Source organism: Mixta sp. BE291, assembly GCF_031457955.1.
Classification (GTDB): domain Bacteria; phylum Pseudomonadota; class Gammaproteobacteria; order Enterobacterales; family Enterobacteriaceae; genus Mixta.
In genome coordinates, this window is the sequence record NZ_JAVDXN010000006.1 from 66,851 (window position 1) to 90,728 (window position 23,878).

Here is a 23,878-nt window from a genome sequence, read left to right on the forward strand (position 1 = left end):
CTCTCCTGGCAACCTGTAAAGATACTTATGTTTTACCGAATAGCACCATGGATTCAAGATGACCGGTATGCGGGAACATATCGAGCATCGCAACCCTTTCTAACTGGTAACCGGACGCCAGCAGCACCTGACTGTCGCGGGCAAGTGTAGTCGGGTTACATGAAACGTAAACAATACGTTGTGGCGCCAGTTTAGCAATATGCTGCATAACGCCGCCCGCGCCCGCTCGCGCTGGATCCAGTAATATTTTGTCAAAACCGCGCGCTGCCCAGGGCTGGCGCGTCACATCATCTTCCAGGTTCTCATGAAAAAAAGTGATGTTTTCGAGACAATTCTGGCTGGCATTATACGCACCTTGCGCCGTTAAAGCTGCTACGCCCTCCACACCCACAACATTTTGTGCGAACTTCGCCAGCGGCAAAGTGAAATTTCCCATCCCGCAAAACAGATCCAGCACCCGATCGCCTGGCTGTAGATCGAGCCATTCCAGCGCCTTCGCCACCATCTTTTGATTTACCGCGTCATTAACCTGAATAAAATCGCGCGGGCTAAAGTTCAGCTTCAGCTGATGCGACAGGTAATAAGGCGGCTCACCGTCGATCTGCGTTAACTGCTCGCTATCAGGCGCCAGAAACAACGCCAGCCGATGCTCATGCGAAAAGCGTTCCAGCTTTTGCCGATCGCCTGCGCTTAAGGGATCAAGATGGCGCAACACCAGCACCGGGCCGTTATCCGCCTGCACCAGTTCGACATGCCCCAGACGTCGTACCGCCTGCAAAGAGGAGAGACAGGCTCTGAGCGGCAACAGCAGCGCCTCAAGTTCGGGCTTCAAAATAGGGCAACAATCGATGGAAACCAGCTCGTTTGAGGCGGCTTTACGAAAGCCCATTTGCAGCGTCTGGGTTTTGTTCTGATATTGCAGGCCGAGCCGCGCGCGACGACGGTAGCCGTAAGCGCTATCGCCAATAATTTCATCCACCTGAATCGGCTGACCGGTTTCCCGCGTCAGCAGATGCGCCAGCGCATTGGCTTTACTCTGCTGTTGTAATGCCTGCGAAGCATGCTGCTGCTGGCAACCGCCGCAAACGGTGAAATGTGGGCAGCGCGGCGTAACGCGTTGCTCGCTGGGCTGTAAAATCCGCCGTGCGCGTCCGCGTGCGTACTGGCGTTTATCCTCCTGCAGCTCAACCTCGACCTGCTCGCCCGGCAGCGCGCCGCTGACAAAAAGCGTTTTGCCCTGATGGCGAGCCACCCCCTGACCGAAAGCATCAAGATCGTGAATAGTCACCGTAATTGTCTGTCGGGTCGTCACACGCCGTTTTGCGGAGTAGAATTGCGCCATAGTGGAATAGAATCTCTGAATAATTGCTACGCGAAGTAATACCGTTCTGACGGCGTTACTGCCCAGCGTAATTGTCTCATACCGGACTATCATGACCAAATATAGCCTGCGGGCCAGGATGATGATTTTAATACTGGCGCCGACCTTAATGATTGGCCTGCTGCTCAGTACCTTTTTTGTGGTGCATCGCTATAACGAACTGCAACGTCAGTTGGTGGATGCTGGCGCAAATATTATCGAACCGCTGGCGGTGTCCAGTGAATACGGCATGACCTTTCACAGCCGCGAATCGGTACGCCAGCTGGTGAGCGTGCTGCATCGCCGCCACTCTGACATTGTGCGCGCCATTACGGTTTTTGATGATAAAAATCAGGTGTTTGTTACCTCAAACTATCATCTGAATCAGGAGATGCTGCGCCTGCCGGATGGCGTAAAGCCGCCAAAAGTCACGGCGATTCAACGCGTTGGCAATATCATGGTGCTGCGCACGCCGGTGGTATCGGAAAGCTATTACCCGGATGAGTCGCCGGGGCGGGATGCCAAGCCCACCGGCAATCCGCTGGGCTACGTGGCGATTGAGCTGGATCTGCAATCGGTCAGGCTACAGCAATATAAAGAGATCTTTGTCTCTACGCTGCTGCTGCTGTTTTGCCTCGCTATCGCCATGCTGTTTGCCTATCGCCTGATGCGTGACGTCACCGGGCCGATACGCAATATGGTCAGCACGGTGGATCGTATTCGCCGTGGTCAGCTCGACAGCCGCGTCGAGGGGCATATGCTTGGCGAGCTGGATATGCTGAAAAACGGCATTAACGCCATGGCGATGTCGTTGACGGCCTACCATGAAGAGATGCAGCAGAATATCGATCAGGCAACCTCCGACCTGCGTGAAACGCTGGAACAGATGGAGATCCAGAACGTGGAGCTGGATCTGGCCAAGCGGCGGGCGCAGGAGGCGGCGCGCATCAAGTCAGAATTCCTCGCCAATATGTCGCACGAGCTGCGCACGCCGCTGAATGGTGTGATCGGCTTTACGCGGCAGACGCTAAAAACGCCGCTTACCGCCACCCAACGCGATTATCTGCATACTATCGAGCGCTCGGCCAATAACCTGCTGAGCATCATCAACGATGTACTCGACTTCTCGAAGCTGGAAGCCGGGAAGCTGGTGCTGGAGTCGATTCCGTTCCCGCTACGCGCCACGCTGGATGAAACGCTGGTGCTGTTGGCTCCTTCCGCCCATGACAAAGGGCTGGAGTTGACCATTAACGTTCAGGGCGAGGTGCCGGACAATGTGATTGGCGATCCGCTGCGCCTGCAGCAGATTTTAACCAATTTGATTGGCAACGCGGTGAAGTTTACTGAACGCGGCAATATCGATATTCGCGTGGAAAAGCGCGGCCTGAGCAACAGCAGCGTCGAGCTGGAAGTACAGGTCCACGACAGCGGCATCGGCATCGCGGAAAAGCAGCAGTCGCAGCTGTTTGAGGCTTTCCGCCAGGCGGATGCCAGTATTTCCCGGCGGCACGGCGGCACCGGGCTGGGGCTGGTGATCACCCAGAAACTGGTGAAAGAGATGGGTGGCGATATCGCCTTTCACAGCCGCCTGGGTCAGGGCTCAACGTTCTGGTTCCACGTCAGTCTGGCGCTGAATCCGAACGCCGCCAGCGATCCTCGCGCGCTGGATGGGCTGCGCGGCAAGCGTCTCGCCTATGTTGAGGCGAACCCGGCTGCGGCGCAGGCGGCGCTGGATATCCTTAGCTCCACGCCGCTTACCGTCAGCTACAGCCTGACGCTCGAAGGGCTGACCGAGACGCGTTACGATATGCTGCTGATGAGTTTGCCGGTTAGCCAAAGCACCGACAGCGTACTGTCGCAGGCGTTTATTAACAGCCTGACGGCGCGGGCGGACTGCGTAATTATGGCGATGCCGAGCCAGATGCTGTTACAGGCGGAGCTGCTGAAAACGCGCGGCATTGATGCCTGCTTATGTAAACCGGTCACCCGCACACGCCTGTTGCCGATTATGCTCGATTTACATGCGCGTAAGCTTTATGACCTGCCCGCGCGCGCCCGTCTGCCGCTGGCGGTAATGGCGGTAGATGATAACCCCGCCAACCTGAAGCTGATTGGCGCGCTGCTGGAGGAGCAGGTAGAAAATATCGTGCTGTGCGACAGCGGTGAAAAAGCGATCGATATCGCCCGCCAGCAGGCGCTGGATATTATTCTGATGGATATTCAGATGCCTGAAATCGACGGCATTCGCGCCAGCGAACTGATTCGCGAACTGCCCCAGCATGCCAATACGCCAATTATCGCCGTGACCGCTCACGCCATTGATGGCGAACGTGAGCACTTGATTAAAGCGGGCATGAATGATTACCTCGCCAAGCCGATTGACGAGGTGAAACTGAGCCATCTGCTGGCGCGTTACTCCCCGACGCTGTTACCGGGAACGCCGGAAACCACAGCGGTTCCGGCGTCGCTTGACTGGCAGCTGGCGCTGCGTCAGGCGGCTAACAAACCGGATCTGGCGCGCGATCTGCTGCGCATGCTGCTGGATTTTCTGCCGGAGGTGCGGGAAAAGGTGGAGCAGAGCCTGGCGGAAAACCGTCAGAACGGGCTGCGGGAAATTATTCATAAGCTGCACGGCAGCGCCAGCTACAGCGGCGTGCCACGCATGAAAAATCTCTGTCGGCAGATTGAACATAGCCTGCGGCTGGATGGCGAAGTGATGGCGCTGGAGCCGGAACTGCTGGAGCTGCTGGATGAAATGGAGAATGTGGCGCAGGCGGCGCGCCACATTCTTAGTCAGGGGTGACAGGCTGACGGCACAGCCTGACCAATGTTGCAGGTGATAGCCTGCTTCAGGCTGGCGGGATAGCCAGACCTATTTTCAGGGTTGCGGCGATATTGCGGGCCGTCATGCGTACGTTTTCCGCCGCGTTATCCAGCGCCTCTTCCAGCGTGCAGATGGAATAGATCACGCTGTATACCGCGTCGAGACCATGTTGATGCACCACGCCGACATCCGCCGTCAGGCTACCGGCAATACCGATCACCGGCTTGTTATAACGCTTCGCCACTTTCGCCACGCCAATCGGCACTTTGCCGTGTACGGTTTGACTGTCGATGCGGCCTTCGCCGGTGATCACCAGCGTGGCGTCTTTCACTAACTCATCCAGCCCCAGCGCTTCGGTCACGATCTCAATACCGCGCCGCAGCTCTGCCTGGCAAAACGCGTGCAACGCTGCGCCCATGCCTCCCGCCGCGCCGCCGCCGGGAATATGCAGCACATCCTTATCCAGATCGCGCTGAATAATCGCGGCGTAGTGCGCCAGCGCCCGATCAAGCTGCTGCACGAGCTCCGGCGTCGCGCCCTTTTGCGGGCCGAAAATCGCTGAAGCGCCTTCATCGCCGGTCAGCGGATTAGTAACATCGCAGGCGACCTCAAAGCGGCACTGACGCAGGCGCGCATCAAGCTGGCTGATATCAATGCGCGCCAGCTGCGGCAGCGCGCCGCCGCCGTAACCGATCTGCTCATTTTGCGCATTCAGCAGCCTGGCGCCCAACGCCTGCACCATACCGGCGCCGCCATCGTTGGTGGCGCTGCCGCCGATGCCGATAATAAAATGTTGTACGCCGCGATCCAGCGCGTTAGCGATCAGCTCGCCGGTGCCCCACGAGGTGGTCACCAGTGGATCGCGCCGGGCAGGCGGCACCAGTTCCAGGCCGCTGGCGGCGGCCATCTCAATAAACGCGCAGCTTTCATCGCCAGACAAACCATAAAAAGCATCAACCGGTTCGCCCAAAGGCCCGGTGACCCGTAATCTGACAATTTTACCTTGCGTGGCCGCTACCATTGCTTCTACGGTGCCTTCGCCACCATCCGCAACCGGCAACTTGACATATTCCGCCTCGGGAAAGATTGCACGAAAGCCGTTTTCAATCTCCGAAGCGACCTGCAGGGCGGATAAACTCTCTTTATACGAATCCGGTGCGATAACGATTTTCATAAATTGTCCGAGCGCTGTTGAGCTGGCCGCAGCCAGAGAACGGAGCCGGTCACCCTGACCGGCTCGACACCTGTGCGGATGACTAGCGTGAAATTTCAACCTTCGCTAATTTTTCATAATAGCAGGCCAGCGCACTGTGGTCGGAAGTGCCCATGCCATCGGCTTTCAGCGCCTGCATCATCTCCATTACGGCAGCGGTCAACGGCAGCTGCGCGCCAACACCGTGCGACGTATCCAGCGCGTTGCTGAGATCTTTAATATGCAGATCGATACGGAAGCCTGGCTTAAAGTTACGATCCATCACCATCGGCGCTTTGGCATCCAGCACCGTGCTGCCTGCCAGCCCACCACGAATCGCCTGATAAACCAGATCCGGGTTAACGCCTGCTTTCGTTGCCAGAGAAAGCGCCTCAGACATCGCCGCGATGTTCAGCGCCACAATCACTTGGTTCGCCAGCTTGGTGACGTTGCCTGCGCCGATATCGCCGGTGTGCACCACCGAGCCCGCCATCGCTTTCATCAAATCGTAATAACGATCGAAAACCGCTTTATCACCGCCGACCATCACCGAAAGGGTGCCGTCGATCGCTTTTGGCTCACCGCCGCTTACCGGCGCATCCAGCATTTTGATGCCCTTCTCCGCCAGCGCGTCGTGGATTTCGCGGCTGGCCAGTGGCGCAATGGAACTCATATCGATCAGCACGGTGCCGGGTTTGGCGCCTTCAATGATGCCGTTTTCACCCAGCGCCACTTCCTTAACGTGCGGTGAGTTCGGCAGCATGGTAACGATGACGTCGCACTGTTCAGCGACCGCTTTTGGCGTTTTCGCCGTGGCGGCGCCCAGTTCAATCAGCTCTGCTTCGTTTTGCTCGCTGAAATCACGCACCACCAGCGAATAACCCGCTTTTACCAGGTTTTTGCTCATGGGTTTGCCCATGATGCCCAGACCAATAAATCCAACTTTCATTGCTATTCCCCTTGTTAAGCTATTTTTTAAAACGATCGCACAGCGCCTGCGTGGCATTACGGAAGACGCCCAGATCGCTGCCTACGGCGACAAAGGTTGCTCCCCATTCGAGGTAACGACGCGCGTCAGCCTCCACCGGCGCCAGGATGCCGCTCGGTTTGCCTGCGGCTTTCGCCCGCGCAAAAATATGCTGAATGACCTTTAACACTTCAGGATGGGCTGGCTGCCCCAGATAACCGAGCGCGGCGGAGAGGTCGCCGGGGCCGACAAAAATCCCGTCCACGCCCTCAACGCTGATGATGCTGTCGAGATTATCCACGCCCAGCTGGCTTTCAATTTGCACCAGCACGCTGACGTTGTTGTTGATATCAAGGTTGTAGTCCGGCAGCGTGCCGTACATGTTGCTGCGATGCGAAACCGAGACGCCGCGAATACCGGCGGGCGGATAGCGCGTCGAAGCCACGGCCAGCGCCGCTTCCTCTTCGCTTTCCACAAACGGAATCAAAAAGTTATAAAAACCAATATCCAGCAGACGTTTGATGATCACCGGCTCATTGCAGGGCGGACGGACCACCGCTGCGCTGGAACTGCCTTTCAACGCCATCAGCTGCGGCACAAAGGTGGTGATATCGTTTGGCGCATGTTCGCCGTCCAGCACCAGCCAGTCGAAACCCGCCAGGCCGAGCACTTCCGTGGTAATAGGATTCGCCAGCGAACACCAGCTGCCGATCAGCGTTTCACCACTCAGCAGACGCTGACGAAAACGGTTGGGATAAGACATTCTGTTTCCTCTCGGTTAAGCGCGCTTAGCGCACCAGGCACGGACGTTTGTTATTAAAGCTCCAGTTCGGCACCAGGAACTGCATCGCCTGCGCATCATCGCGCGCGCCCAGTCCGTGCTTCTGATAAAGTTCGTGCGCCTTCATCACCTGATCCATATCCAGCTCCACGCCCAGGCCCGCTTTCTGCGGCACCTGCACCATACCGCCTTTGATCTCCAGCGGCTGCTTCGTCAGACGCTGATTGCCTTCCTGCCAGATCCAGTGCGTATCGATGGCGGTAATTTTGCCCGGCGCGGCGGCGGCGACATGGGTAAACATCGCCAGCGAAATATCGAAATGGTTATTGGAGTGAGAGCCCCAGGTCAGGCCGAACTCATGGCACATTTGCGCCACGCGCACCGAGCCTTGCATGGTCCAGAAATGCGGATCGGCCAGCGGAATATCCACTGACTGCAGCGACAGGGTATGCCCCATCTGACGCCAGTCGGTGGCGATCATATTAGTGGCGGTCGGCAGGCCGGTGGCGCGACGGAACTCCGCCATCACTTCGCGTCCGGAATAGCCCTGCTCGGCACCGCACGGATCTTCCGCATAGGCCAGCACGTTACGCAGCTGTTTACCCAGCTGAATCGACTCTTCCAGCGACCAGGCGCCGTTGGGATCCAGCGTGATACGCGCTTCCGGGAAACGCTTAGCCAGCGCGGTGACCGCTTCCGCCTCTTCGCTACCGGCCAGCACGCCGCCTTTGAGTTTAAAATCGTTAAAGCCATATTTCTCATACGCTGCCTCAGCCAGCCTGACCACCGTCTCCGGCGTCAGCGCCTCTTCGTGACGCAGACGATACCAGTCGCAGCTGGCCGACGGCTCGCTCTGATAAGGCAGCGTGGTTTTGCGGCGATCGCCGACATAGAACAGGTAGCCCAGCATTTCGACGCTATCGCGCTGCTGGCCTTCGCCCAACAGGCTGGCAACGTTAACGCCCAGGAACTGCCCGAGCAGATCCAGCAGCGCGGCCTCAATACCGGTCACCACATGAATGGTGGTGCGCAGATCGAAGGTTTGCGTGCCGCGTCCGCCTGCGTCGCGATCGGCGAACGTGTTACGCACTTTATTCAGCAGGTTTTTATATTCACCCAGCGTATGACCCACAAGCAGGGCCGCCGCCTCTTCCAGCGTCTGGCGGATTTTCTCGCCGCCCGGAATTTCACCGACGCCGGTATGCCCCGCGTTATCTTTGATGATCACGATGTTGCGGGTAAAAAATGGCGCGTGCGCCCCGCTCAAATTGAGCAGCATACTGTCGTAACCGGCAACCGGGATGACCTGCATAGCGGTGATTTTCGGCGTAGCGTTCTGTTGGCTCATGGTCGATTCCTTATGCTTTGCTGCGCCCGAACGCCGGGCGCTTGCGATCAAATGTCCAGCCGGGAACAAGGTACTGCATCGCGGTCGCGTCGTTACGTGCGCCGCCCGGCAAAGTTTTATACAGTTCATGCGCCCGTTGCAGGCGTTCCCAGTCCAGCTCAATGCCCAGGCCTGGTTTGTCAGGCACGGCGATTTTGCCGTGACGGATCGATAAAGGTTCTTTGGTCAGATGCTGATCGCCCTCCTGCCAAATCCAGTGGGTATCAATGGCGGTGGGTTTCCCCGGCGCGGCGGCGCCGACGTGGGTAAACATCGCCAGAGAGATATCGAAATGGTTGTTAGAGTGGCAGCCCCAGGTCAGGCCCCAGTCGTCGCAAAGCTGCGCAACGCGCACCGCGCCGCTTAATGTCCAGAAGTGCGGATCGGCCAGCGGAATATCCACCGCGTTCAGCATCACCGCATGCTGCATTTCCCGCCAGTTGGTGGCGATCATATTGGTTGCCACCGGCAGACCGGTGGCGCGGCGAAACTCCGCCATCACCTCGCGCCCGGAGTAGCCCTGTTCGGCGCCGCAGGGGTCCTCGGCATAGCTCAGCACATCCTGCAAACCGCTGCAGAGCGCAATCGCTTCATCCAGGTGCCAGGCGCCGTTAGGGTCAACGGTGATACGCGCTTCCGGGAAGCGCTTTTTCAGCGCCCGCGCAGTTTCGATCTCCTCTTCGCCCGGCAGCACGCCGCCTTTTAACTTGAAATCTTTAAAGCCGTAGCGATCCTGAGCGGCTTCCGCCAGCCGAACCACCGACGCGCTATCCAGCGCCTGCTGATGACGCAGGTGATACCAGTCGTGCGTCGCCTGCTCGCCGCTCAGGTAAGGCAGATCGGTTTTTTGCCGATCGCCGAGGTAAAACAGATAGCCCAGTACGGTGACTTCATCGCGCTGTTTGCCTGGGCCAAGCAGTTCGGCGACCGGCACCTTCAGGCACTGACCCAATAAGTCGAGCAGCGCGGCTTCCAGCGCAGCCACCGCATTGACCCGTAGTTCAAATGTCCAGGCGCCTTTGCCGAAGGTATCGAAATCAGCGTGCTGATTCCCTTTATGCACCTGCTGCACCAGCCGGTTCATACGGCCGACCTCATGCCCTACCACCTGCGGAATCGCCTCGTTTAGCGTCTGGAAGATGGTTTCCCCCCCCGGCGCTTCACCCAGGCCGGTATGTCCGGCGCTATCGGTTAACACCACGATATTGCGGGTAAAGAATGCGTTGTGCGCCCCGCCGATATTGAGCAGCATGCTGTCATAACCGGCGACCGGAATGACTTTCATATCGGTAATCACGGGCGTGCTTTGCGTATTCATCGCCTCTCCTTACACTAACTTTTTCAGTTCGATACGTTTGATATCACCCACCAGCACCAGATAGCTCAGTACCGCAACGAAAGCGTGGATGCCGACATAAATCAGTGCGCCGTTATACGAACCGGTAGTGGCGATGATGTAGCCGATAGCGATTGGCGTAATGATGCCGGAGATGTTGCCGAACATATTGAACAGGCCGCCGCTGAGTCCGCTGATCTCTTTCGGCGCGGTATCCGCCATTACCGCCCAGCCGAGCGCGCCGATGCCTTTACCGAAGAACGCGGTCGCCATAAAGAACACTACCACCCATTCCGTCTCGACGTAGTTACAGGTCACCATCGAAATAGAGAGCAGCATACCGAGTACGATTGGCGTTTTACGGGCGATATTCAGCGAGCCGGTTCTACGCATCAGCCAGTCGGAGATTACGCCGCCGAGTACGCCGCCAAGGAAACCGCAGATGGCCGGAATGGAGGCGATAAAACCTGCCTTGAGAATCGACATGCCACGCGCCTGCACCAGATAAACCGGGAACCAGGTAATAAAGAAGTAGGTCAATGCGTTGATGCAGTACTGGCCGAGATAGATACCAATCATCATGCGCGAAGAGATCAGCTGACGAATCTGATACCACTTTTCCCGTCCGCTGACTTTTTGTTTCTCTTTCTTCGCGTCCATATTGATCAGCGCGCCGCCCTGCTCCATATATGCCAGCTCGGCCCGGTTAACGCCCGGATGATCGTTAGGATCGTGGATTACTTTCAGCCAGATAAAGCTGATGATGATGCCCAACCCGCCCATAAACCAGAAGACGTGCGCCCAGCCCACCTGCGAGGTCAGCCAGCCCATGATCGGCGCGAAAATAACGGTGGCGAAATATTGCGCTGAGTTAAAAATCGCCACGGCGGTACCGCGCTCCTGCGCCGGAAACCAGGCGGCGACAATACGGCTGTTGCCGGGGAAAGAAGGCGCCTCCGCCAGGCCCACCAGGAAGCGCAGCATGAACAGCGCGACGATCACGGTAAAACCTTCAAAGATATCGACGAATCCCTGTAGCAGAGTAAACAGAGACCAGATGAAAATGCTCCAGAAGTAGACACGCTTCGAGCCGAAACGGTCAAGCAGCCAGCCGCCGGGGATTTGGCCGATAACGTAAGCCCATGAGAATGCCGAGAAGATGTAGCCCATGCCAACCGGGTCGAGGCCAATATCTTTCGCCATCTGGGAACCGGCAATCGAAAGCGTGGCGCGGTCGCCATAGTTAAAAGAGGTGACGATAAATAACATCACGACAATCCAGTATCGTGCGTTAGTTCTTTTTTCCACGGCGCTTTCCGCCTGGCTGTATGAATTCATGATGCACTCCTGAAATATAGCGGTACGCTACTTTCCACTCTGACTGCATACACTTCGCGTTGAGTATCAGAATGAGGTTGGGTTAAACATGGCGATATTTATTTATTAGCAAAAACATTTATTACGCAGCGTTGTTGTCTCACCAGTCGTCAAATCTGGAAAAAGTATATGGAGCGCGACGGGGCAATTCACTGGAATAACGCCCGATATTTAGGGGTAAAATGCGCTTATTTTATGGCATCTGCATAATTCGCTGCGGCCTCGCTCACGGAATCGTTTTTTTCAGGCCGATCGGCAGCAGGCCAGCGCGTGCGCGGGTTGGGTTTGTGAGCCTCTTCACTTGCATTTGTTCTAAAGCCTGAAAATGAAGTGAAGTGAGCCCACAAACCAGGTCATTTGCATAATGCCCGCCGCTTTGCCGCTTCTTATACTTTTCACAGCAAAAACTAAAGACGCGGTTTTCACCGGCGCCATCCCCTTTTTCACTCTTTTCCATTTACTGGATACCGAAGCAATGAAAACATTCGAAGAGACGCCGCGTTATATTCAGGTACATGAAAACGATAATGTTGCCATCGTCGTGAATGATAATGGCCTGCCTGCGGGCAGCGTTTTTCCCTGCGGCCTGCGTCTGACGGAGCATGTTCCGCAAGGGCACAAAGTGGCGCTCAGCGCGATTGCGCGCGGCGCAGCGATTCGTCGTTATGGTGAAGTGATTGGTTACGCGTTGCGTGATATTGCCCAGGGCAGCTGGATTGAAGAGTCGCTGGTGGCGCTGCCTGAAGCGCCACCGCTGGAAAGCCTGCCGTTGGCGACGCGCGTGCCGGAACCGCTGCCGCCGCTGGAAGGCTATACCTTTGAAGGCTACCGCAACGCCGACGGCAGCGTTGGCACGCGTAATCTGCTGGGCATTACCACCAGCGTTCACTGCGTGGCTGGCGTCGTGGATTATGTGGTCGGCATCATTGAGCGCGATCTGTTGCCGCGTTATCCCAATGTCGATGGCGTGGTGGCGCTGAATCATCTTTACGGCTGCGGTGTGGCGATCAATGCGCCTGCGGCCATTATCCCGATCCGCACCATTCATAATCTGGCGCTGAACGCCAATTTCGGCGGTGAAGTGATGGTGGTCAGCCTCGGCTGTGAAAAGCTGCAGCCGGAGCGGTTATTAGCCGCCAACGGTGATGATGTACAGGCTATCTCCCTTGGCGAGGAAGATATTGTGCGTTTGCAAGATGAGCGTCATGTCGGCTTCGAGGCGATGGTGCAGGAGATTCTGCGCGTTGCGGATCGCCACCTGCAGCGCCTCAACCAACGGCAGCGCGAAACCTGCCCCGCTTCCGAGCTGATTGTCGGCATGCAGTGCGGCGGCAGCGACGCCTTTTCCGGCGTGACGGCGAATCCGGCGGTGGGCTATGCATCAGATCTGCTGGTGCGCTGTGGCGCGACGGTGATGTTTTCCGAAGTGACCGAAGTGCGCGATGCGATTCATCTGTTAACGCCGCGCGTGGTGGACGAAGCCACTGGTAAACGTCTGCTGGAAGAGATGGCCTGGTATGATGAATATTTGCGTCAGGGGCAAACCGATCGTAGCGCCAACCCTTCGCCGGGTAATAAAAAAGGCGGGTTGGCCAACGTGGTGGAAAAGGCACTCGGCTCGATTGCAAAATCGGGACGCAGCGCCATCGCCGAGGTGCTGTCACCCGGACAGCGTCCAACGAAGCGCGGACTGATTTATGCCGCCACGCCTGCCAGCGATTTTGTCTGCGGCACGCAACAGATGGCCTCCGGCATTACGCTACAGGTGTTCACCACCGGTCGTGGCACACCCTATGGCCTGGCCGCTATTCCGGTGATTAAAATGGCGACGCGCACCGCATTAGCCACCCGCTGGCACGATTTGATGGATATCAATGCGGGTACCATTGCCACCGGCGAAGAAACCATTGAACAGGTCGGCTGGCGCTTGTTCAATATGATTCTGGATATCGCCAGCGGCCGACAGCAAACCTGGTCCGATCGCTGGGGCATTCGCAATGCGCTGGCGGTGTTTAATCCGGCTCCGGTCACCTGACCGGGAAAGACGGGCACTTACCGGAGCGGGAAGGATTACAGCAGCTTGCCCCAGCTTTCAACCCAGGGGGAAGTCACGCTTTCCGGCTCCGGCGATTCCATCGCATCCACCAGCAGCAGATCGCCTGCGCGCGTTGCGCCCTGCTCCTGTAACAGCGCATCGAAGGTTTTCCCGGCGCCGCAGAAGTGATCGTAGCTGCTGTCACCCAACGCGATAACGCCATAGCGCAGCTGCGGCTGATGGCCCAGCTTATCCTTCACATCGTGATACAGCCCGGCGATGCTGTCAGGGAAATTGCCTTGTCCTGTGGTCGAGGTGACGATCAGCGCAACTTTATCACTATATTGCTGCCAGTCGCTAAAGCTGGGATCTTCAAAAATGGTTACCTGATGCCCCTGCTCTTGCAGGATCGGTTCCGCCTCTTCCGCGACCAGCAACGCATTGCCGTAAACCGTTCCGACGAAAATACCTATCTGCGCCATAAACTTCTCCCTTAGAGTGATTCTCTATCCTGGCCTGGCGTCTGCGCAAACTCAACCCTGGGAATATCAGGGAGATGATGCTGCCAGCCAAACTGCTGCATCAGCCGTTGCCAGTCATGATCGAGCCCGGCGCGTAAAACCAGCGGCTCGCCGGTTACCGGATGATTCAGCGCCAGGCTGCTGGCGTGCAGCATCAGGCGATCGCAGCCGAAATGCGCAGCCACGCCGCGATTCTGCCGTAAATCACCGTGCGTGGTATCGCCAATAATGGGATGACGCAAATGGGAAAGATGGCGGCGCAGCTGATGTTTACGGCCCGTAGCGGGCTGCAGCTCCACCAGGCTATAGCGGCAGGTAGGATAGCGGCCAATCGCCACCGGCTGTTCTGTCACCGCCAGTCCGCGCCAGTGGGTTACCGCAGGCTGTGGCCCTTTGTCCGCCGAGGCATATTTATCCGCGATTTTATCCAGCTCTTCGGTGAGCGGATAATCGAGCCGCTCCGCGCCCTCCAGCCAGCCGCGCGCCACGGCATGATAGGTTTTCACCATCTGGTGCTGCTCAAACTGTTGCGACAGTAGACGCCCCACTTCGCTGGAAAGCCCCATCAGCAAAACGCCAGAGGTGGGACGATCGAGCCGATGCGCGGTAAAGACGTGCTGACCGATTTGATCGCGCACCGTTTGCATTACCACGACTTTTTCTTTGCGATCCAGCCAGCTGCGATGCACCAGCCACCCTGCTGGTTTATTTACCGCCACCAGCCATTCATCTTGATAGATAATTTCCAGCATCAACGATCCGTTATAAACAGCGCATCCAGCGCGTTAAGGTGAAGGAGCAGCTCGTTGCGTCCTGCTGTCCCGGCGTCCAGCGCCATTTCATAATAGGGTGCGACGGCAAAATTTTGCGGCAAGGCCGCTCCGGCGTCGAGCAAGGCGTGCATACGCGGGATTAAAACCCACTGTAACCACTCCAGCGGCTGCATCGTATCGAGGAAAAACGGCTGTGTGCTGTTGAACGCGGCCGTTTCAGGCGCGTTGTTCTGCCATAGCGCATGCGTTTTCAGTAATGTTTCCAGCGCCAGCAACCCCTGGCGAACCTGATGTTCACGCTGCATTCCGATCCTCACAATGGGTGAAATTTTAAGGGCGGCAAGCATAGCACCGCAAAGGCGGCGGGAAAACGCGCGGCATAAAAAAAGGGGGCACTGTAAATACAGTGCCCCCGGTTCGTTTGCAGCAATCCTGCTACTTTATTGCTCCCTGCTCGTCCATGAAAACTTTTCCCTGTTGTCATCCTGACAAACACGCCTTCATGGCGGTACTCCATCGGCTTTCCTGGCCCACCAGAAATCCTTTCTGGCTCTCATTCTCCATCCTGGAGGTGTCCCGTTATTCCAGCCCTGGAATATTCAGCTTCATCCTGAAGCTATCCTTTCACGCCTTCCCTGTGCGGCAGATCATCCTGATGAACGCCTTCCCTGACGTTATCCATTCCACGGATTCCCTTTCCGATGCTGTGCAGTTTGCCCTGGTCAGCAAAGGAAACAAGCTACCTTTTCCTTTAACAATGGATCTCGGAAAAAATCTGAAAAGGCGGATCGCACTAAGTTTATGATTTACATTATTTTCACAAAATAACTTTTTGTTTCCTGGTTTTTTCTTTTAGCGATCTCTTACAACTTATGTAAGAAATCTCGCACAACGTATCAGGCAGATCACTTAAGCAATCTCAGTAACCGGTTGTAATAACTTGAGAAAAGTCCGAAGATCCGCAGCCAGTTTTTCACGCCGCGGCGTGCCCAACGTTTCGCAGATCACTTCACCGGTTAAATTACAGACAGATATAACTTCTGAATCAGATGCGGTGGTGGCAATAAATAATGTCGGCGTTTGTTTTAACCGCCTTTTCATTACTAAATGCCCAATCAGGTTTTCCTGAACGCGCACAAAATCGTCTTCGCTCCACACCTGCAGTAAAGTGATCGGTTGCTGCTCATAGGTTGCGGGCATATCTCCGGCGTATTGCGTTGTATAATAGCTCACCACCGCAGATTGCAGCTGGAGATCCAGCGCCCGTTCCACCGCATCAAGATGCGGCTTTGCGCGAAAAGGCTGCGGCTGCCAAAGCACCTGCTCGTTACGGTTTTCTACCGCGCAGGGCGAAGGAATGCTGTATAACTCTGCGCTGGCGGGCAGATGCCCATAGCGCTGCTGCCATTGTTGACAGTAGCGTTGGGTAAAGTCATGCAACGCGGCGGCAATGTGATCATTCATTTTTTTACTCCAGGCTGACTGAGTTACACTTACAGCCTTATTTACCGTTTCTTTATCACAGGAAAAGACTCCGCTCGTCTTCCCCGACGGGTTTGAGGTTACATTATGTCTTCTTACGAAAACCATCAGGCGCTTGCCGGCCTGACGCTGGGCAAGCCGACCGCCTATCAGGATCGGTACGAACCGGGCCTGCTCCAGGCGGTGCCCCGCTCGCTTAACCGTGAGCCTTTGGGCCTTTATCCCACCAACCTGCCCTTTCATGGCGCAGATATCTGGACCCTGTATGAGCTCTCCTGGCTGAACGCGAAAGGCGTGCCGCAGGTTGCCGTCGGCGAAATCACGCTGCGGGCGGATAGCCTTAACCTGATCGAGTCAAAAAGCTTCAAGCTCTATCTTAACAGCTTCAATCAGACGCGCTTTACCGACTGGGGCGAGGTGCGCCAGACGCTGGAGCGTGATTTGCGCGCCTGCGCTCAGGGAGAGGTCAGCGTGGCGCTGTTCCGTCTACAGGAGATTGAAGGGCAGCCGATCGGTCAGTTTGATGGTTTCTGTATTGATGAGCAGGATATCACTATTGATGACTATCAGTTCAACGCGGATTATCTGGCCGACGCCAAAGGCGAAGAGATCGTTGAAGAGACGCTGGTCAGCCACCTGTTGAAATCAAACTGCCTGATCACCCATCAACCCGACTGGGGTTCCGTGCAGATCCGCTATCGCGGGCCGCGCATCAAGCGCGAGTCGCTGCTACGCTATCTGGTCTCGTTCCGTCATCACAACGAGTTTCATGAGCAGTGCGTAGAACGTATCTTTAACGATCTGCTGCGCTTTTGTCAGCCGGAAGCGCTCTCGGTATATGCCCGCTATACGCGACGCGGCGGGCTGGATATTAATCCGTGGCGCAGCAATACTGATTTTTCTCCCAGCCATTCACGCCTGGTGCGTCAGTAAACTGCGAAGCTCCTCGCAGGAGTTGCTTCTGCTACCGGAATCGGTTGAGGAACTTCAGTACACAAGGCTACTCTGAGAAACAGCGGTGGCAATCCCCACCGCTCAGGGATTTTCTCGTCATCGTGTTCTTGCCGTAATGGCACGATGTCATTTGTCACCCTGGCGGGTGTAAAGGAGTTCACTTGATTACACATATCAGCCCACTTGGCTCAATGGATTTGTTGTCGCAGTTAGAAGTCGACATGCTGAAACGTACGGCCAGCAGCGATCTCTATCAGCTGTTTCGCAACTGTTCCCTCGCCGTGCTTAATTCCGGTAGCCAGACCGACAGTAGCCATGAGCTGCTCTCCCGCTTTGAAAATTTCGATATTAATGTGCTGAGCCGTGAGCGTGGCGTAAAGCTGGAACTGATTAATCCGCCGGAGGAAGCCTTCGTTGACGGACGCATTATCCGTTCGTTGCAGGCTAACCTGTTTGCCGTACTGCGCGATATTTTATTTGTCACCGGCCAGTTCGAAACAGCGGGCCGTTTTCAGCCGCTCGATCTGGCGAATTCCACGCATATCACTAACCTGGTGTTCTCTATTTTGCGTAACGCGCGTGCGCTGCACGTGGGCGAATACCCGAATATGGTGGTGTGCTGGGGCGGTCACTCAATTAACGCCACGGAATATCAATATTGTCGCAATGTCGGCACCCAGTTGGGCCTGCGCGAACTCAATATCTGTACCGGCTGCGGGCCGGGCGTAATGGAAGCGCCGATGAAAGGCGCGGCGGTTGGTCATGCCCAGCAGCGTTACCGCGAAGGGCGTTTTATCGGCCTGACGGAGCCATCGATTATTGCCGCAGAGCCGCCGAATCCGCTGGTTAACGAGCTGATTATCATGCCGGATATTGAAAAGCGCCTGGAAGCGTTTGTGCGCATCGCTCACGGCATCATCATTTTCCCTGGCGGCGTCGGTACGGCGGAAGAGCTGCTTTATCTGCTGGGGATTCTGATGAATCCTGCGAATAACGATCAGGTGCTGCCGCTGATCCTTACCGGCCCCAAAGAGAGCGCCGACTATTTCCGCGTGCTGGATGAGTTTATCGTCAATACCGTCGGTGAGCAGGCGCGCCGTTATTACACCATTATTATTGACGATGCTGCCGAAGTGGCGCGCCAGATGAAAAAAGCGATGCCGCAGGTTAAAGAGAACCGTCGTGAAAGCGGCGATGCCTACAGCTTTAACTGGTCGCTGCGTATCGAGCCTGATTTACAGGTTCCCTTTCTGCCAACGCATGAAAATATGGCGAACCTTAATCTCTACCCTAATCAGCCGCCGGAAAAACTGGCTGCTGCCCTGCGCCGCGCTTTCTCCGGCATTGTTGCAGGCAATGTGAAAGAGATGGGCATTCGTGAAATTCGCCAGAAAGGGGTGTACCGGCTTCATGGCGATCCAGCCATTATGCATCGCATGGACGATCTGCTGCAGGGCTTTGTGGCCCAGCACCGCATGAAGCTGCCGGGCACGGCCTATATACCGTGCTACGAAATCATTAAATAACCGCAAACGGGCGGCTTCAGGCTGCCCGTCTTAAATCATGACTATTCATCTATTAATTATTGATGCGCTCAATCTTATCCGCCGTATTCATGCGGTACAGGGAACCCCTTGTCAGGATCGCTGCGTGTCGGCATTGCAACAGCTGTTAAGCCATACGCAGCCCACGCATGTCGTGGCGGTTTTTGACGATGAGCTGCGCCGTGAAGGCTGGCGACATCAGCTGCTGCCCGATTACAAGGCGGGACGTCCGCCGATGCCGGAAGACTTGCAGCGGGAAATGCCTGCGCTGCAGGCAGCGTTTCGTCAGGCGGGTGTGCCCTGCTGGTCTGCTGAAGGTGATGAGGCGGACGATCTGGCGGCTACGCTGGCGGTAAAGGTGGCGCAAAATGGCTATCAGGCGACGATTGTTTCCACGGATAAAGGTTATTGTCAGCTGTTGGCGCCTGAAATCCGTATTCGTGATTACTTTCAAAAACGCTGGCTGGATTTACCTTTTATCGAGCAGGAGTTTGGCGTCACGCCAGATAAGTTGCCTGATTTTTGGGGGCTGGCAGGGATCGGCAGCAGTAAAATTCCGGGTGTCACAGGAATCGGCGCCAAAAGCGCCAGTCAGCTACTGCAGCAGTTTGGTTCTCTGGAAGCACTGTATCAGCAACTTGATGCGGTGCCTGATAAATGGCGTAAAAAGCTCATTGAACAGCGTGAGATGGCATTTATTAGCCAGCGCGTCGCTACGCTGCGTACCGATCTTAACCTTAACGGTAATTTAAAAGATTTACGTCGGCAAACATGAAGCATAGTCTTGCCTACCGTCGGGACTAAAGTAACCTTTTTAATAATTGTCATGTTGTCCAACAACAGTTCCACAAACCTCAAACTATACCAGGCGCAACTAAATTTGGAGTTGCGCTTATATTTATTAAAAATTCTCTTAGTTAAAATTTATTTATTTGATATTTTCTCTAAAGGCCTCTAACTTATCCAAAATTTTTTTCGATTTAAACATGGATATCATTATATTTATAAAAAAATGCACTGGTAATGAACTTCGGCAGAGGTCTGCACAGTGCTATACTATTGAGGGATGGTAATACATTAAAATACTTTTCATTGTATGGCGACAAAAGCAAAGAGTGTACAAGCCTGGAAAATTGCCGAACGGAACTAATAGAAGATATGAAAAACTTCAATGACACGTTATTTACTGGCGATAATAAAGGAAAAAGCATTCACCAAGCCACCTCAAATAAAAAAATAACTTCCAAAAAGTAAAATTATCAAATGTTAGTAAAGCAATTAATGCATGGAAGGAAAACAGCATTAAATTCAAAACGTTCACAAACAACTGTTCATATCCAATTGCTAAGATGCTTGAAAAAGGCTCACCAGAAAATTTCACTTTTAAGCATCAACGTAAAAATCAGATGCCTTATAATACTTTTAATATGGCGAGAGAACTGGCTAATATTCAGCAGGGAAACGTAAAACCCAAATAATTAAAAATAGTGACAGTGAAATTTACATATTATGTGAATTAAATAAAAGTAAGGGTTATCAGCCATCCGCATATTGTGCCTTCTGCATACGAGGGGAATTACTTTACATTATATGCATTAAAAGTATGGAAATTAGATATTACTTATAAAATGCTGGTCAATTCAGACCAGCATTTAGCGCTATAAAAAAACTTATTATTTATCTACCGGGCCGCAACCGCCAATAATTTTTGAAACAGAGACGGCAGGATGCAGCAAATAGTCATAATTACAGTTTTTTTCTTTATTATAAACGCTGCCGGTGCAACCGGTAAGCGTTGCCAGAAAAGCGCCCAGGATAGCGAGTTTGCATGCTGTTTTCATTGTAATATCCTTTTAAAATAAGAGATCCTTCCAATACAGTACAATACCGTACGAATGGTGCCCGGTATCATACAACTTAGATATAGATATTTCCAATGAAAACAAACTGTATTAAACCCTTAAGTTAGCGCTGTTTATGTTGCTTATTTACTGAAGAGCGCTTTTTACCGGATGCTTTTATTTACTCTCGTATATTTATTTAATTAATTAAAAATGAATTAATAGCAGGATATTTATTGTTTACACTGTTCTTTATCGTTACGTGGAAGGGTTACGCTTTGCATGCAGCAAACCGGGTGCTGTAATAATATGCCGCTGCTGGCAGAAAAACCGAAGCAGCGGCAAGTCATAATGGTTAAATCAGCGGCGAGCGGATTAGTCACACGCAAAGCTTCACGCCGGCCTAATTGCTAATCCTTTAGCGAAAAAAAGTATCTACCCGCAGAGATATGACATGTTTTATCGCTCGTCGCGGCGGCCCGGCGTTGCGCCCCAAATGCGGCGAATATGCACCGTGACTTCTTCGCGATCGTGATAAAGCTGGCGCGCCTGAATTTGCGCGTTAATGCCGTTCTCACGCAGCTTTTCCTGAATCATCGCCAGGTTTTGCGACACCTCTTCATAGCGCTTTTTCATCGGCAGCTTAAGGTTAAAAATCGCCTCACGGCACCAGCCATTAATCAGCCACTCCGCCATCAGATTCGCCACGCGTACCGGTTTCTCCACCATATCGCACACCACCCAGCTAATATTGCTGCGCGTCGGACGATATTTAAAACCATCTTCGCGATGATGCATCACCTGTCCGGTATCCATTAGCGAAGGCGCCATCGGGCCATTATCCACCGCATGTACCATCATGCTGCGTTTCACCAGTTGATAAGTCCAGCCGCCCGGACAGGCACCCAGATCAACCGCATACATTCCGCTGCCCAGACGCTCATCCCATTCATCGGCTGGAATAAACACATGGAACGCCTCTTCCAGCTTCAGCGTAGAACGGCTCGGCGCGTCAGAAGGGAATTTAAGACGCGGAATGCCCATAAAAAACGGTGAGTTATTATTGGGATAAGAGTACCCCACATAGCAGTGACCAGACGCGATAAAAAAGACATGGATCACCGGCCGCGTGGCGCTTTCATAGTTCAGCAAACTCTTTTGCTGACGCAGGGCGCTACGCAGCGGAACGGTAAATTTGCGGCAAAACTTCAAAAGCTCTTTCGCTTCATTGGTATCCGGCACCTCGACCCTTAAGTCGCCGCCCTTCTCAACCACGCCGTTCAGCATGCCGGCCACCGGCGAAATCCGATCTTCAGGCGGCAAATCGCGCAGTAGTTCACCCACCACCACCATCTGCCGCGCAAAAATAAGCTCGCTGAAAGGTAACTCGCGCGCCAGCTTATCGGCATCGGTGGTTTCATAGCATTCAAACAGCACGTAAGCTGAATTCTCTTTTACCCGCGCGAAACCATACACGCCACGCTGCGCCGCTTTATCGGTAATTTCCGCCGCACACTCTTTCTCAAAGCCGGAACGGCAATACAACAACACTTTATTCATGGCGATCTGCCTTTCTCTTCAGACGCAGCGCGCCGATTAACATTAAAACCCAACCAATCAGAAAACAGGTGCCGCCAACAGGCGTAACAAACACCCACATCTTCAAATGCGACAGCGCCAGACAGTAAAGGCTGCCGCTAAACAGCACCACGCCCAGCGCTAAAAAGGCGCTGCTCCAATAAAACCAGATATTTGCGCGACGCAGCATCGCCGCCGCCAGGCCAATAATGGTCAACGTATGCCAGGCCTGGTAATCCAGCCCGGTATGAATCCAGGCCATTTCTGTCGGCCCCAGAGACTGACTCAGGACGTGCGCACCAAACGCGCCAAAGGCGACAAAGAAAAAGCCGCTGATGGCGGAAAAAATTAACATTGCACGACTGGACATCAAACGATCCTCGTAACATAACGCGCCGGGTCACTCCGTCGCGGATAAATAAACAGGTTAATTGGCGTAGCGGAAGCGAAATTTCTCTTGCTCGCTTGCGGCTTTTGCCAGAATCCAGTGTCGAAAGGCGGCTATTTTACCCAGTTCTGCCTGGCTGTCATGACAAACCAGATAAAAAGCATTTTTACTTACCAGCACATCATTAAACGGACACACCAGGCGGCCCGCTTCAATCTCACTCTGCGCCATTACGTTGTTCGCCAGCGCCACGCCCTGACCATGAATCGCCGCCTGCAGCACCATCGCGCTGTGGCTGAAAATCGGTCCCTGCTGCACATTAATATGCTGCACGCCTAGCTGGCGCGTATAAGATTGCCAGTCGCGGCGCGACGCATCGTGCAACAGCGTGACATGCGCTAAATCGGCTGGGGTTTTTAGCGGTTTATCACCGGTAAGCAGCTGCGGCGAGCAAACCGGCAGCAGATACTCCGCATACAGCTTCTCAACGCGCAGCCCCGGCCAGTTGCCGCGCCCATAAAAAATGGCCACGTCCACATCGTCGGCCAGTTTCTCTTCTTCCCGGTCCACCGCCTGGATACGCACATCGATTCCCGGATAAGCTGAGTTAAAGCTGGAAAGTCGTGGCACCAGCCACTGAATGGCAAAACTCGGCAGCAAACTTACCGTCAGCGCGCCCTTGGCGCTGCGCGCCTGCAACTTACGCGTCGCATCGTTAAGCGCCGAGAAAATTTCCTTAATATCCAGATAGTAGCTTTGACCTTCTTCCGTTAATAATAGCGAACGATTACGCCGCCGAAACAGCTTAAGACCGAGAAAATCTTCCAGAGATTTAATCTGATGGCTTACAGCCGCCTGGGTAACAAACAGCTCTTCAGCCGCTTTGGTAAAGCTGAGATGACGCGCTGCCGCATCAAAAACGCGCAGGGCATTCAGTGGTGGAAGACGTTTTGACATGATTCCCAAATCTTGGCTGAAACACTTTGACGCAACCCGACAGCATCGCGTTACGTATTAGATTTTTTTATCCGAGACATTATAAATTGTCCGTTGAGGAAGCTCCAGCAAATACCTATAGTTGCCGCACTTCCTGAGCCGGAACGAAAAGTTTTCAGAATATGCGGGAAACTGCTGATTTCAGAGGATTTTTGGCTTGTGGTCGTGATGTTGTGTTTGCAATTTGATCTGACCTTTTTCAGATCGGGTAGCCTGGCTACCGTTTATTCCTGTAGATTTACCCTGTCTGTCCATAGTGATTTTAATAGCACCGCAAAATGCGGTGCTTTTTTTTGCCCTTAATTACTGGCCGACCTCTACCATCTCTTTGACATCAGAGCGGTTGATCTGCTGCTCGCTACCTTTGGCATCTTTGTAGCTGATCATGCCGGTATCATCGTCTACCATAGGCTTACCTTCGGTAACGATGGTGCGACCATCGTTGGTATGCATAACGTAATTGCTGGAGCAGGCTGCTAAAGTAAATGTCATGGCGCAGGCGGCCAGTACTGCGGCGAGTTTTTTCATTTTCCATCTCCTTG

The 23,878-nt window shown here is 54.3% G+C and carries 23 protein-coding genes; 6 read left to right on the forward strand and 17 right to left on the reverse strand.

Annotation, left to right across the window (positions count from 1 at the left end; genetic code table 11):
- Window positions 1–25 precede the first annotated feature (25 nt).
- Window positions 26–1,342 carry a 23S rRNA (uracil(1939)-C(5))-methyltransferase RlmD gene (gene rlmD / locus J2X14_RS14820; RefSeq protein ID WP_352412180.1) on the reverse strand — a complete coding sequence of 439 codons (1,317 nt, stop codon included), beginning with the start codon at window positions 1,340–1,342 and terminating at the stop codon, window positions 26–28.
- A gap of 91 nt (window positions 1,343–1,433) precedes the next feature.
- On the opposite strand from rlmD, the gene barA reads away from it, so the two are divergent.
- On the forward strand, window positions 1,434–4,163 hold the full coding sequence (barA, locus tag J2X14_RS14825; RefSeq protein ID WP_352411946.1) for a two-component sensor histidine kinase BarA: 2,730 nt from the start codon (window positions 1,434–1,436) through the stop codon (window positions 4,161–4,163).
- Window positions 4,164–4,209: 46 nt separating this feature from the next.
- On the opposite strand, the gene J2X14_RS14830 is transcribed toward barA, so the two are convergent.
- The 7 genes from J2X14_RS14830 to J2X14_RS14860 form a co-directional block, all read right to left on the reverse strand.
- Window positions 4,210–5,358 carry a glycerate kinase gene (locus J2X14_RS14830; protein WP_352411947.1) on the reverse strand — a complete coding sequence of 383 codons (1,149 nt, stop codon included), beginning with the start codon at window positions 5,356–5,358 and terminating at the stop codon, window positions 4,210–4,212.
- A gap of 82 nt (window positions 5,359–5,440) precedes the next feature.
- On the reverse strand, window positions 5,441–6,331 hold the full coding sequence (garR, locus tag J2X14_RS14835) for a 2-hydroxy-3-oxopropionate reductase (RefSeq protein WP_352412181.1): 891 nt from the start codon (window positions 6,329–6,331) through the stop codon (window positions 5,441–5,443).
- 13 nt (window positions 6,332–6,344) lie between these two features.
- The gene (gene garL, locus J2X14_RS14840) at window positions 6,345–7,106 is read right to left on the reverse strand and encodes a 2-dehydro-3-deoxyglucarate aldolase (RefSeq protein WP_352411948.1); all 762 of its coding nucleotides are present in this window, start codon (window positions 7,104–7,106) and stop codon (window positions 6,345–6,347) included.
- A gap of 25 nt (window positions 7,107–7,131) precedes the next feature.
- Complete coding sequence (gudD, locus tag J2X14_RS14845; protein WP_352411949.1) at window positions 7,132–8,472, reverse strand: glucarate dehydratase; 1,341 nt, start codon at window positions 8,470–8,472, stop codon at window positions 7,132–7,134.
- A gap of 10 nt (window positions 8,473–8,482) precedes the next feature.
- Window positions 8,483–9,829 (reverse strand): enolase C-terminal domain-like protein, encoded by a 1,347-nt coding sequence (locus J2X14_RS14850; protein WP_352411950.1) that lies wholly within the window; start codon window positions 9,827–9,829, stop codon window positions 8,483–8,485.
- Window positions 9,830–9,838: 9 nt separating this feature from the next.
- Window positions 9,839–11,185 (reverse strand): MFS transporter, encoded by a 1,347-nt coding sequence (locus J2X14_RS14855; RefSeq protein ID WP_352411951.1) that lies wholly within the window; start codon window positions 11,183–11,185, stop codon window positions 9,839–9,841.
- Window positions 11,186–11,450: 265 nt separating this feature from the next.
- The gene (locus J2X14_RS14860; protein WP_352411952.1) at window positions 11,451–11,681 is read right to left on the reverse strand and encodes a hypothetical protein; all 231 of its coding nucleotides are present in this window, start codon (window positions 11,679–11,681) and stop codon (window positions 11,451–11,453) included.
- An 18-nt stretch (window positions 11,682–11,699) separates the two neighbouring features.
- On the opposite strand from J2X14_RS14860, the gene garD reads away from it, so the two are divergent.
- Window positions 11,700–13,259 (forward strand): galactarate dehydratase, encoded by a 1,560-nt coding sequence (gene garD / locus J2X14_RS14865; protein ID WP_352411953.1) that lies wholly within the window; start codon window positions 11,700–11,702, stop codon window positions 13,257–13,259.
- A gap of 35 nt (window positions 13,260–13,294) precedes the next feature.
- Here the strand turns inward: garD and J2X14_RS14870 are convergent, their stop codons facing one another.
- From J2X14_RS14870 to J2X14_RS14880, 3 genes are read right to left on the reverse strand one after another with little or no spacing between them, the layout of a single operon-like run.
- Window positions 13,295–13,741, reverse strand: coding sequence for a flavodoxin (locus tag J2X14_RS14870; protein WP_352411954.1), 447 nt, complete (start codon window positions 13,739–13,741; stop codon window positions 13,295–13,297).
- Between the two features lie 11 nt (window positions 13,742–13,752).
- Window positions 13,753–14,532, reverse strand: a complete 780-nt coding sequence (truC, locus tag J2X14_RS14875; RefSeq protein WP_352411955.1) for a tRNA pseudouridine(65) synthase TruC — start codon at window positions 14,530–14,532, stop codon at window positions 13,753–13,755.
- Window positions 14,532–14,858: a YqcC family protein gene (locus tag J2X14_RS14880; RefSeq protein WP_352411956.1), complete on the reverse strand. Its 327-nt coding sequence runs from the start codon at window positions 14,856–14,858 to the stop codon at window positions 14,532–14,534. Before J2X14_RS14880 ends, truC begins: the two co-directional genes overlap by 1 nt.
- A 155-nt stretch (window positions 14,859–15,013) precedes the next feature.
- On the opposite strand from J2X14_RS14880, the gene J2X14_RS14885 reads away from it, so the two are divergent.
- Window positions 15,014–15,358, forward strand: a complete 345-nt coding sequence (locus J2X14_RS14885) for a hypothetical protein (RefSeq protein WP_352411957.1) — start codon at window positions 15,014–15,016, stop codon at window positions 15,356–15,358.
- A 104-nt stretch (window positions 15,359–15,462) separates the two neighbouring features.
- On the opposite strand, the gene syd is transcribed toward J2X14_RS14885, so the two are convergent.
- Window positions 15,463–16,017: a SecY-interacting protein gene (gene syd, locus J2X14_RS14890; protein ID WP_352411958.1), complete on the reverse strand. Its 555-nt coding sequence runs from the start codon at window positions 16,015–16,017 to the stop codon at window positions 15,463–15,465.
- A gap of 105 nt (window positions 16,018–16,122) precedes the next feature.
- On the opposite strand from syd, the gene queF reads away from it, so the two are divergent.
- From queF to xni, 3 genes are all read left to right on the forward strand, one after another.
- On the forward strand, window positions 16,123–16,968 hold the full coding sequence (gene queF / locus J2X14_RS14895) for an NADPH-dependent 7-cyano-7-deazaguanine reductase QueF (RefSeq protein ID WP_352411959.1): 846 nt from the start codon (window positions 16,123–16,125) through the stop codon (window positions 16,966–16,968).
- A 182-nt stretch (window positions 16,969–17,150) separates the two neighbouring features.
- A complete protein-coding gene (ppnN, locus tag J2X14_RS14900; RefSeq protein WP_352411960.1) occupies window positions 17,151–18,515 on the forward strand; it encodes a nucleotide 5'-monophosphate nucleosidase PpnN in 1,365 nt (454 codons plus the stop codon).
- A 37-nt stretch (window positions 18,516–18,552) separates the two neighbouring features.
- Window positions 18,553–19,308 carry a flap endonuclease Xni gene (gene xni, locus J2X14_RS14905; protein ID WP_352411961.1) on the forward strand — a complete coding sequence of 252 codons (756 nt, stop codon included), beginning with the start codon at window positions 18,553–18,555 and terminating at the stop codon, window positions 19,306–19,308.
- A gap of 898 nt (window positions 19,309–20,206) precedes the next feature.
- On the opposite strand, the gene J2X14_RS14915 is transcribed toward xni, so the two are convergent.
- From J2X14_RS14915 to J2X14_RS14935, 5 genes are all read right to left on the reverse strand, one after another.
- Complete coding sequence (locus tag J2X14_RS14915; RefSeq protein ID WP_352411962.1) at window positions 20,207–20,374, reverse strand: YhfL family protein; 168 nt, start codon at window positions 20,372–20,374, stop codon at window positions 20,207–20,209.
- 459 nt (window positions 20,375–20,833) lie between these two features.
- Window positions 20,834–21,934 (reverse strand): 23S rRNA (cytidine(2498)-2'-O)-methyltransferase RlmM, encoded by a 1,101-nt coding sequence (gene rlmM / locus J2X14_RS14920; RefSeq protein WP_352411963.1) that lies wholly within the window; start codon window positions 21,932–21,934, stop codon window positions 20,834–20,836.
- Entirely contained in the window at window positions 21,927–22,322 is a 396-nt protein-coding gene (locus tag J2X14_RS14925) for a DUF423 domain-containing protein (RefSeq protein WP_352411964.1), read from the reverse strand. Before J2X14_RS14925 ends, rlmM begins: the two co-directional genes overlap by 8 nt.
- 57 nt (window positions 22,323–22,379) lie before the next feature.
- Window positions 22,380–23,297 (reverse strand): glycine cleavage system transcriptional regulator GcvA, encoded by a 918-nt coding sequence (gene gcvA / locus J2X14_RS14930; protein ID WP_352411965.1) that lies wholly within the window; start codon window positions 23,295–23,297, stop codon window positions 22,380–22,382.
- Window positions 23,298–23,639: 342 nt separating this feature from the next.
- Complete coding sequence (locus J2X14_RS14935) at window positions 23,640–23,864, reverse strand: YgdI/YgdR family lipoprotein (RefSeq protein ID WP_352411966.1); 225 nt, start codon at window positions 23,862–23,864, stop codon at window positions 23,640–23,642.
- Window positions 23,865–23,878 lie beyond the last annotated feature (14 nt).

Excerpts from the sequence above, each read along its gene's own strand:
- J2X14_RS14880 (WP_352411956.1), bottom strand. The coding sequence starts at position 14,858 with ATGCAGCGTGAACATCAGGTTCGCCAGGGGTTGCTGGCGCTGGAAACA.
- truC (WP_352411955.1), bottom strand. The coding sequence starts at position 14,532 with ATGCTGGAAATTATCTATCAAGATGAATGGCTGGTGGCGGTAAATAAA.
- gcvA (WP_352411965.1), bottom strand. The coding sequence starts at position 23,297 with ATGTCAAAACGTCTTCCACCACTGAATGCCCTGCGCGTTTTTGATGCG.
- barA (WP_352411946.1), top strand. The coding sequence starts at position 1,434 with ATGACCAAATATAGCCTGCGGGCCAGGATGATGATTTTAATACTGGCG.
- J2X14_RS14935 (WP_352411966.1), bottom strand. The coding sequence starts at position 23,864 with ATGAAAAAACTCGCCGCAGTACTGGCCGCCTGCGCCATGACATTTACT.
- xni (WP_352411961.1), top strand. The coding sequence starts at position 18,553 with ATGACTATTCATCTATTAATTATTGATGCGCTCAATCTTATCCGCCGT.
- garD (WP_352411953.1), top strand. The coding sequence starts at position 11,700 with ATGAAAACATTCGAAGAGACGCCGCGTTATATTCAGGTACATGAAAAC.
- rlmD (WP_352412180.1), bottom strand. The coding sequence starts at position 1,342 with ATGGCGCAATTCTACTCCGCAAAACGGCGTGTGACGACCCGACAGACA.
- garL (WP_352411948.1), bottom strand. The coding sequence starts at position 7,106 with ATGTCTTATCCCAACCGTTTTCGTCAGCGTCTGCTGAGTGGTGAAACG.
- queF (WP_352411959.1), top strand. The coding sequence starts at position 16,123 with ATGTCTTCTTACGAAAACCATCAGGCGCTTGCCGGCCTGACGCTGGGC.
- J2X14_RS14850 (WP_352411950.1), bottom strand. The coding sequence starts at position 9,829 with ATGAATACGCAAAGCACGCCCGTGATTACCGATATGAAAGTCATTCCG.
- rlmM (WP_352411963.1), bottom strand. The coding sequence starts at position 21,934 with ATGAATAAAGTGTTGTTGTATTGCCGTTCCGGCTTTGAGAAAGAGTGT.
- J2X14_RS14915 (WP_352411962.1), bottom strand. The coding sequence starts at position 20,374 with ATGAAAACAGCATGCAAACTCGCTATCCTGGGCGCTTTTCTGGCAACG.
- J2X14_RS14855 (WP_352411951.1), bottom strand. The coding sequence starts at position 11,185 with ATGAATTCATACAGCCAGGCGGAAAGCGCCGTGGAAAAAAGAACTAAC.
- J2X14_RS14830 (WP_352411947.1), bottom strand. The coding sequence starts at position 5,358 with ATGAAAATCGTTATCGCACCGGATTCGTATAAAGAGAGTTTATCCGCC.
- J2X14_RS14870 (WP_352411954.1), bottom strand. The coding sequence starts at position 13,741 with ATGGCGCAGATAGGTATTTTCGTCGGAACGGTTTACGGCAATGCGTTG.
- syd (WP_352411958.1), bottom strand. The coding sequence starts at position 16,017 with ATGAATGATCACATTGCCGCCGCGTTGCATGACTTTACCCAACGCTAC.
- J2X14_RS14885 (WP_352411957.1), top strand. The coding sequence starts at position 15,014 with ATGAAAACTTTTCCCTGTTGTCATCCTGACAAACACGCCTTCATGGCG.
- gudD (WP_352411949.1), bottom strand. The coding sequence starts at position 8,472 with ATGAGCCAACAGAACGCTACGCCGAAAATCACCGCTATGCAGGTCATC.
- J2X14_RS14860 (WP_352411952.1), bottom strand. The coding sequence starts at position 11,681 with ATGGAAAAGAGTGAAAAAGGGGATGGCGCCGGTGAAAACCGCGTCTTT.
- J2X14_RS14925 (WP_352411964.1), bottom strand. The coding sequence starts at position 22,322 with ATGTCCAGTCGTGCAATGTTAATTTTTTCCGCCATCAGCGGCTTTTTC.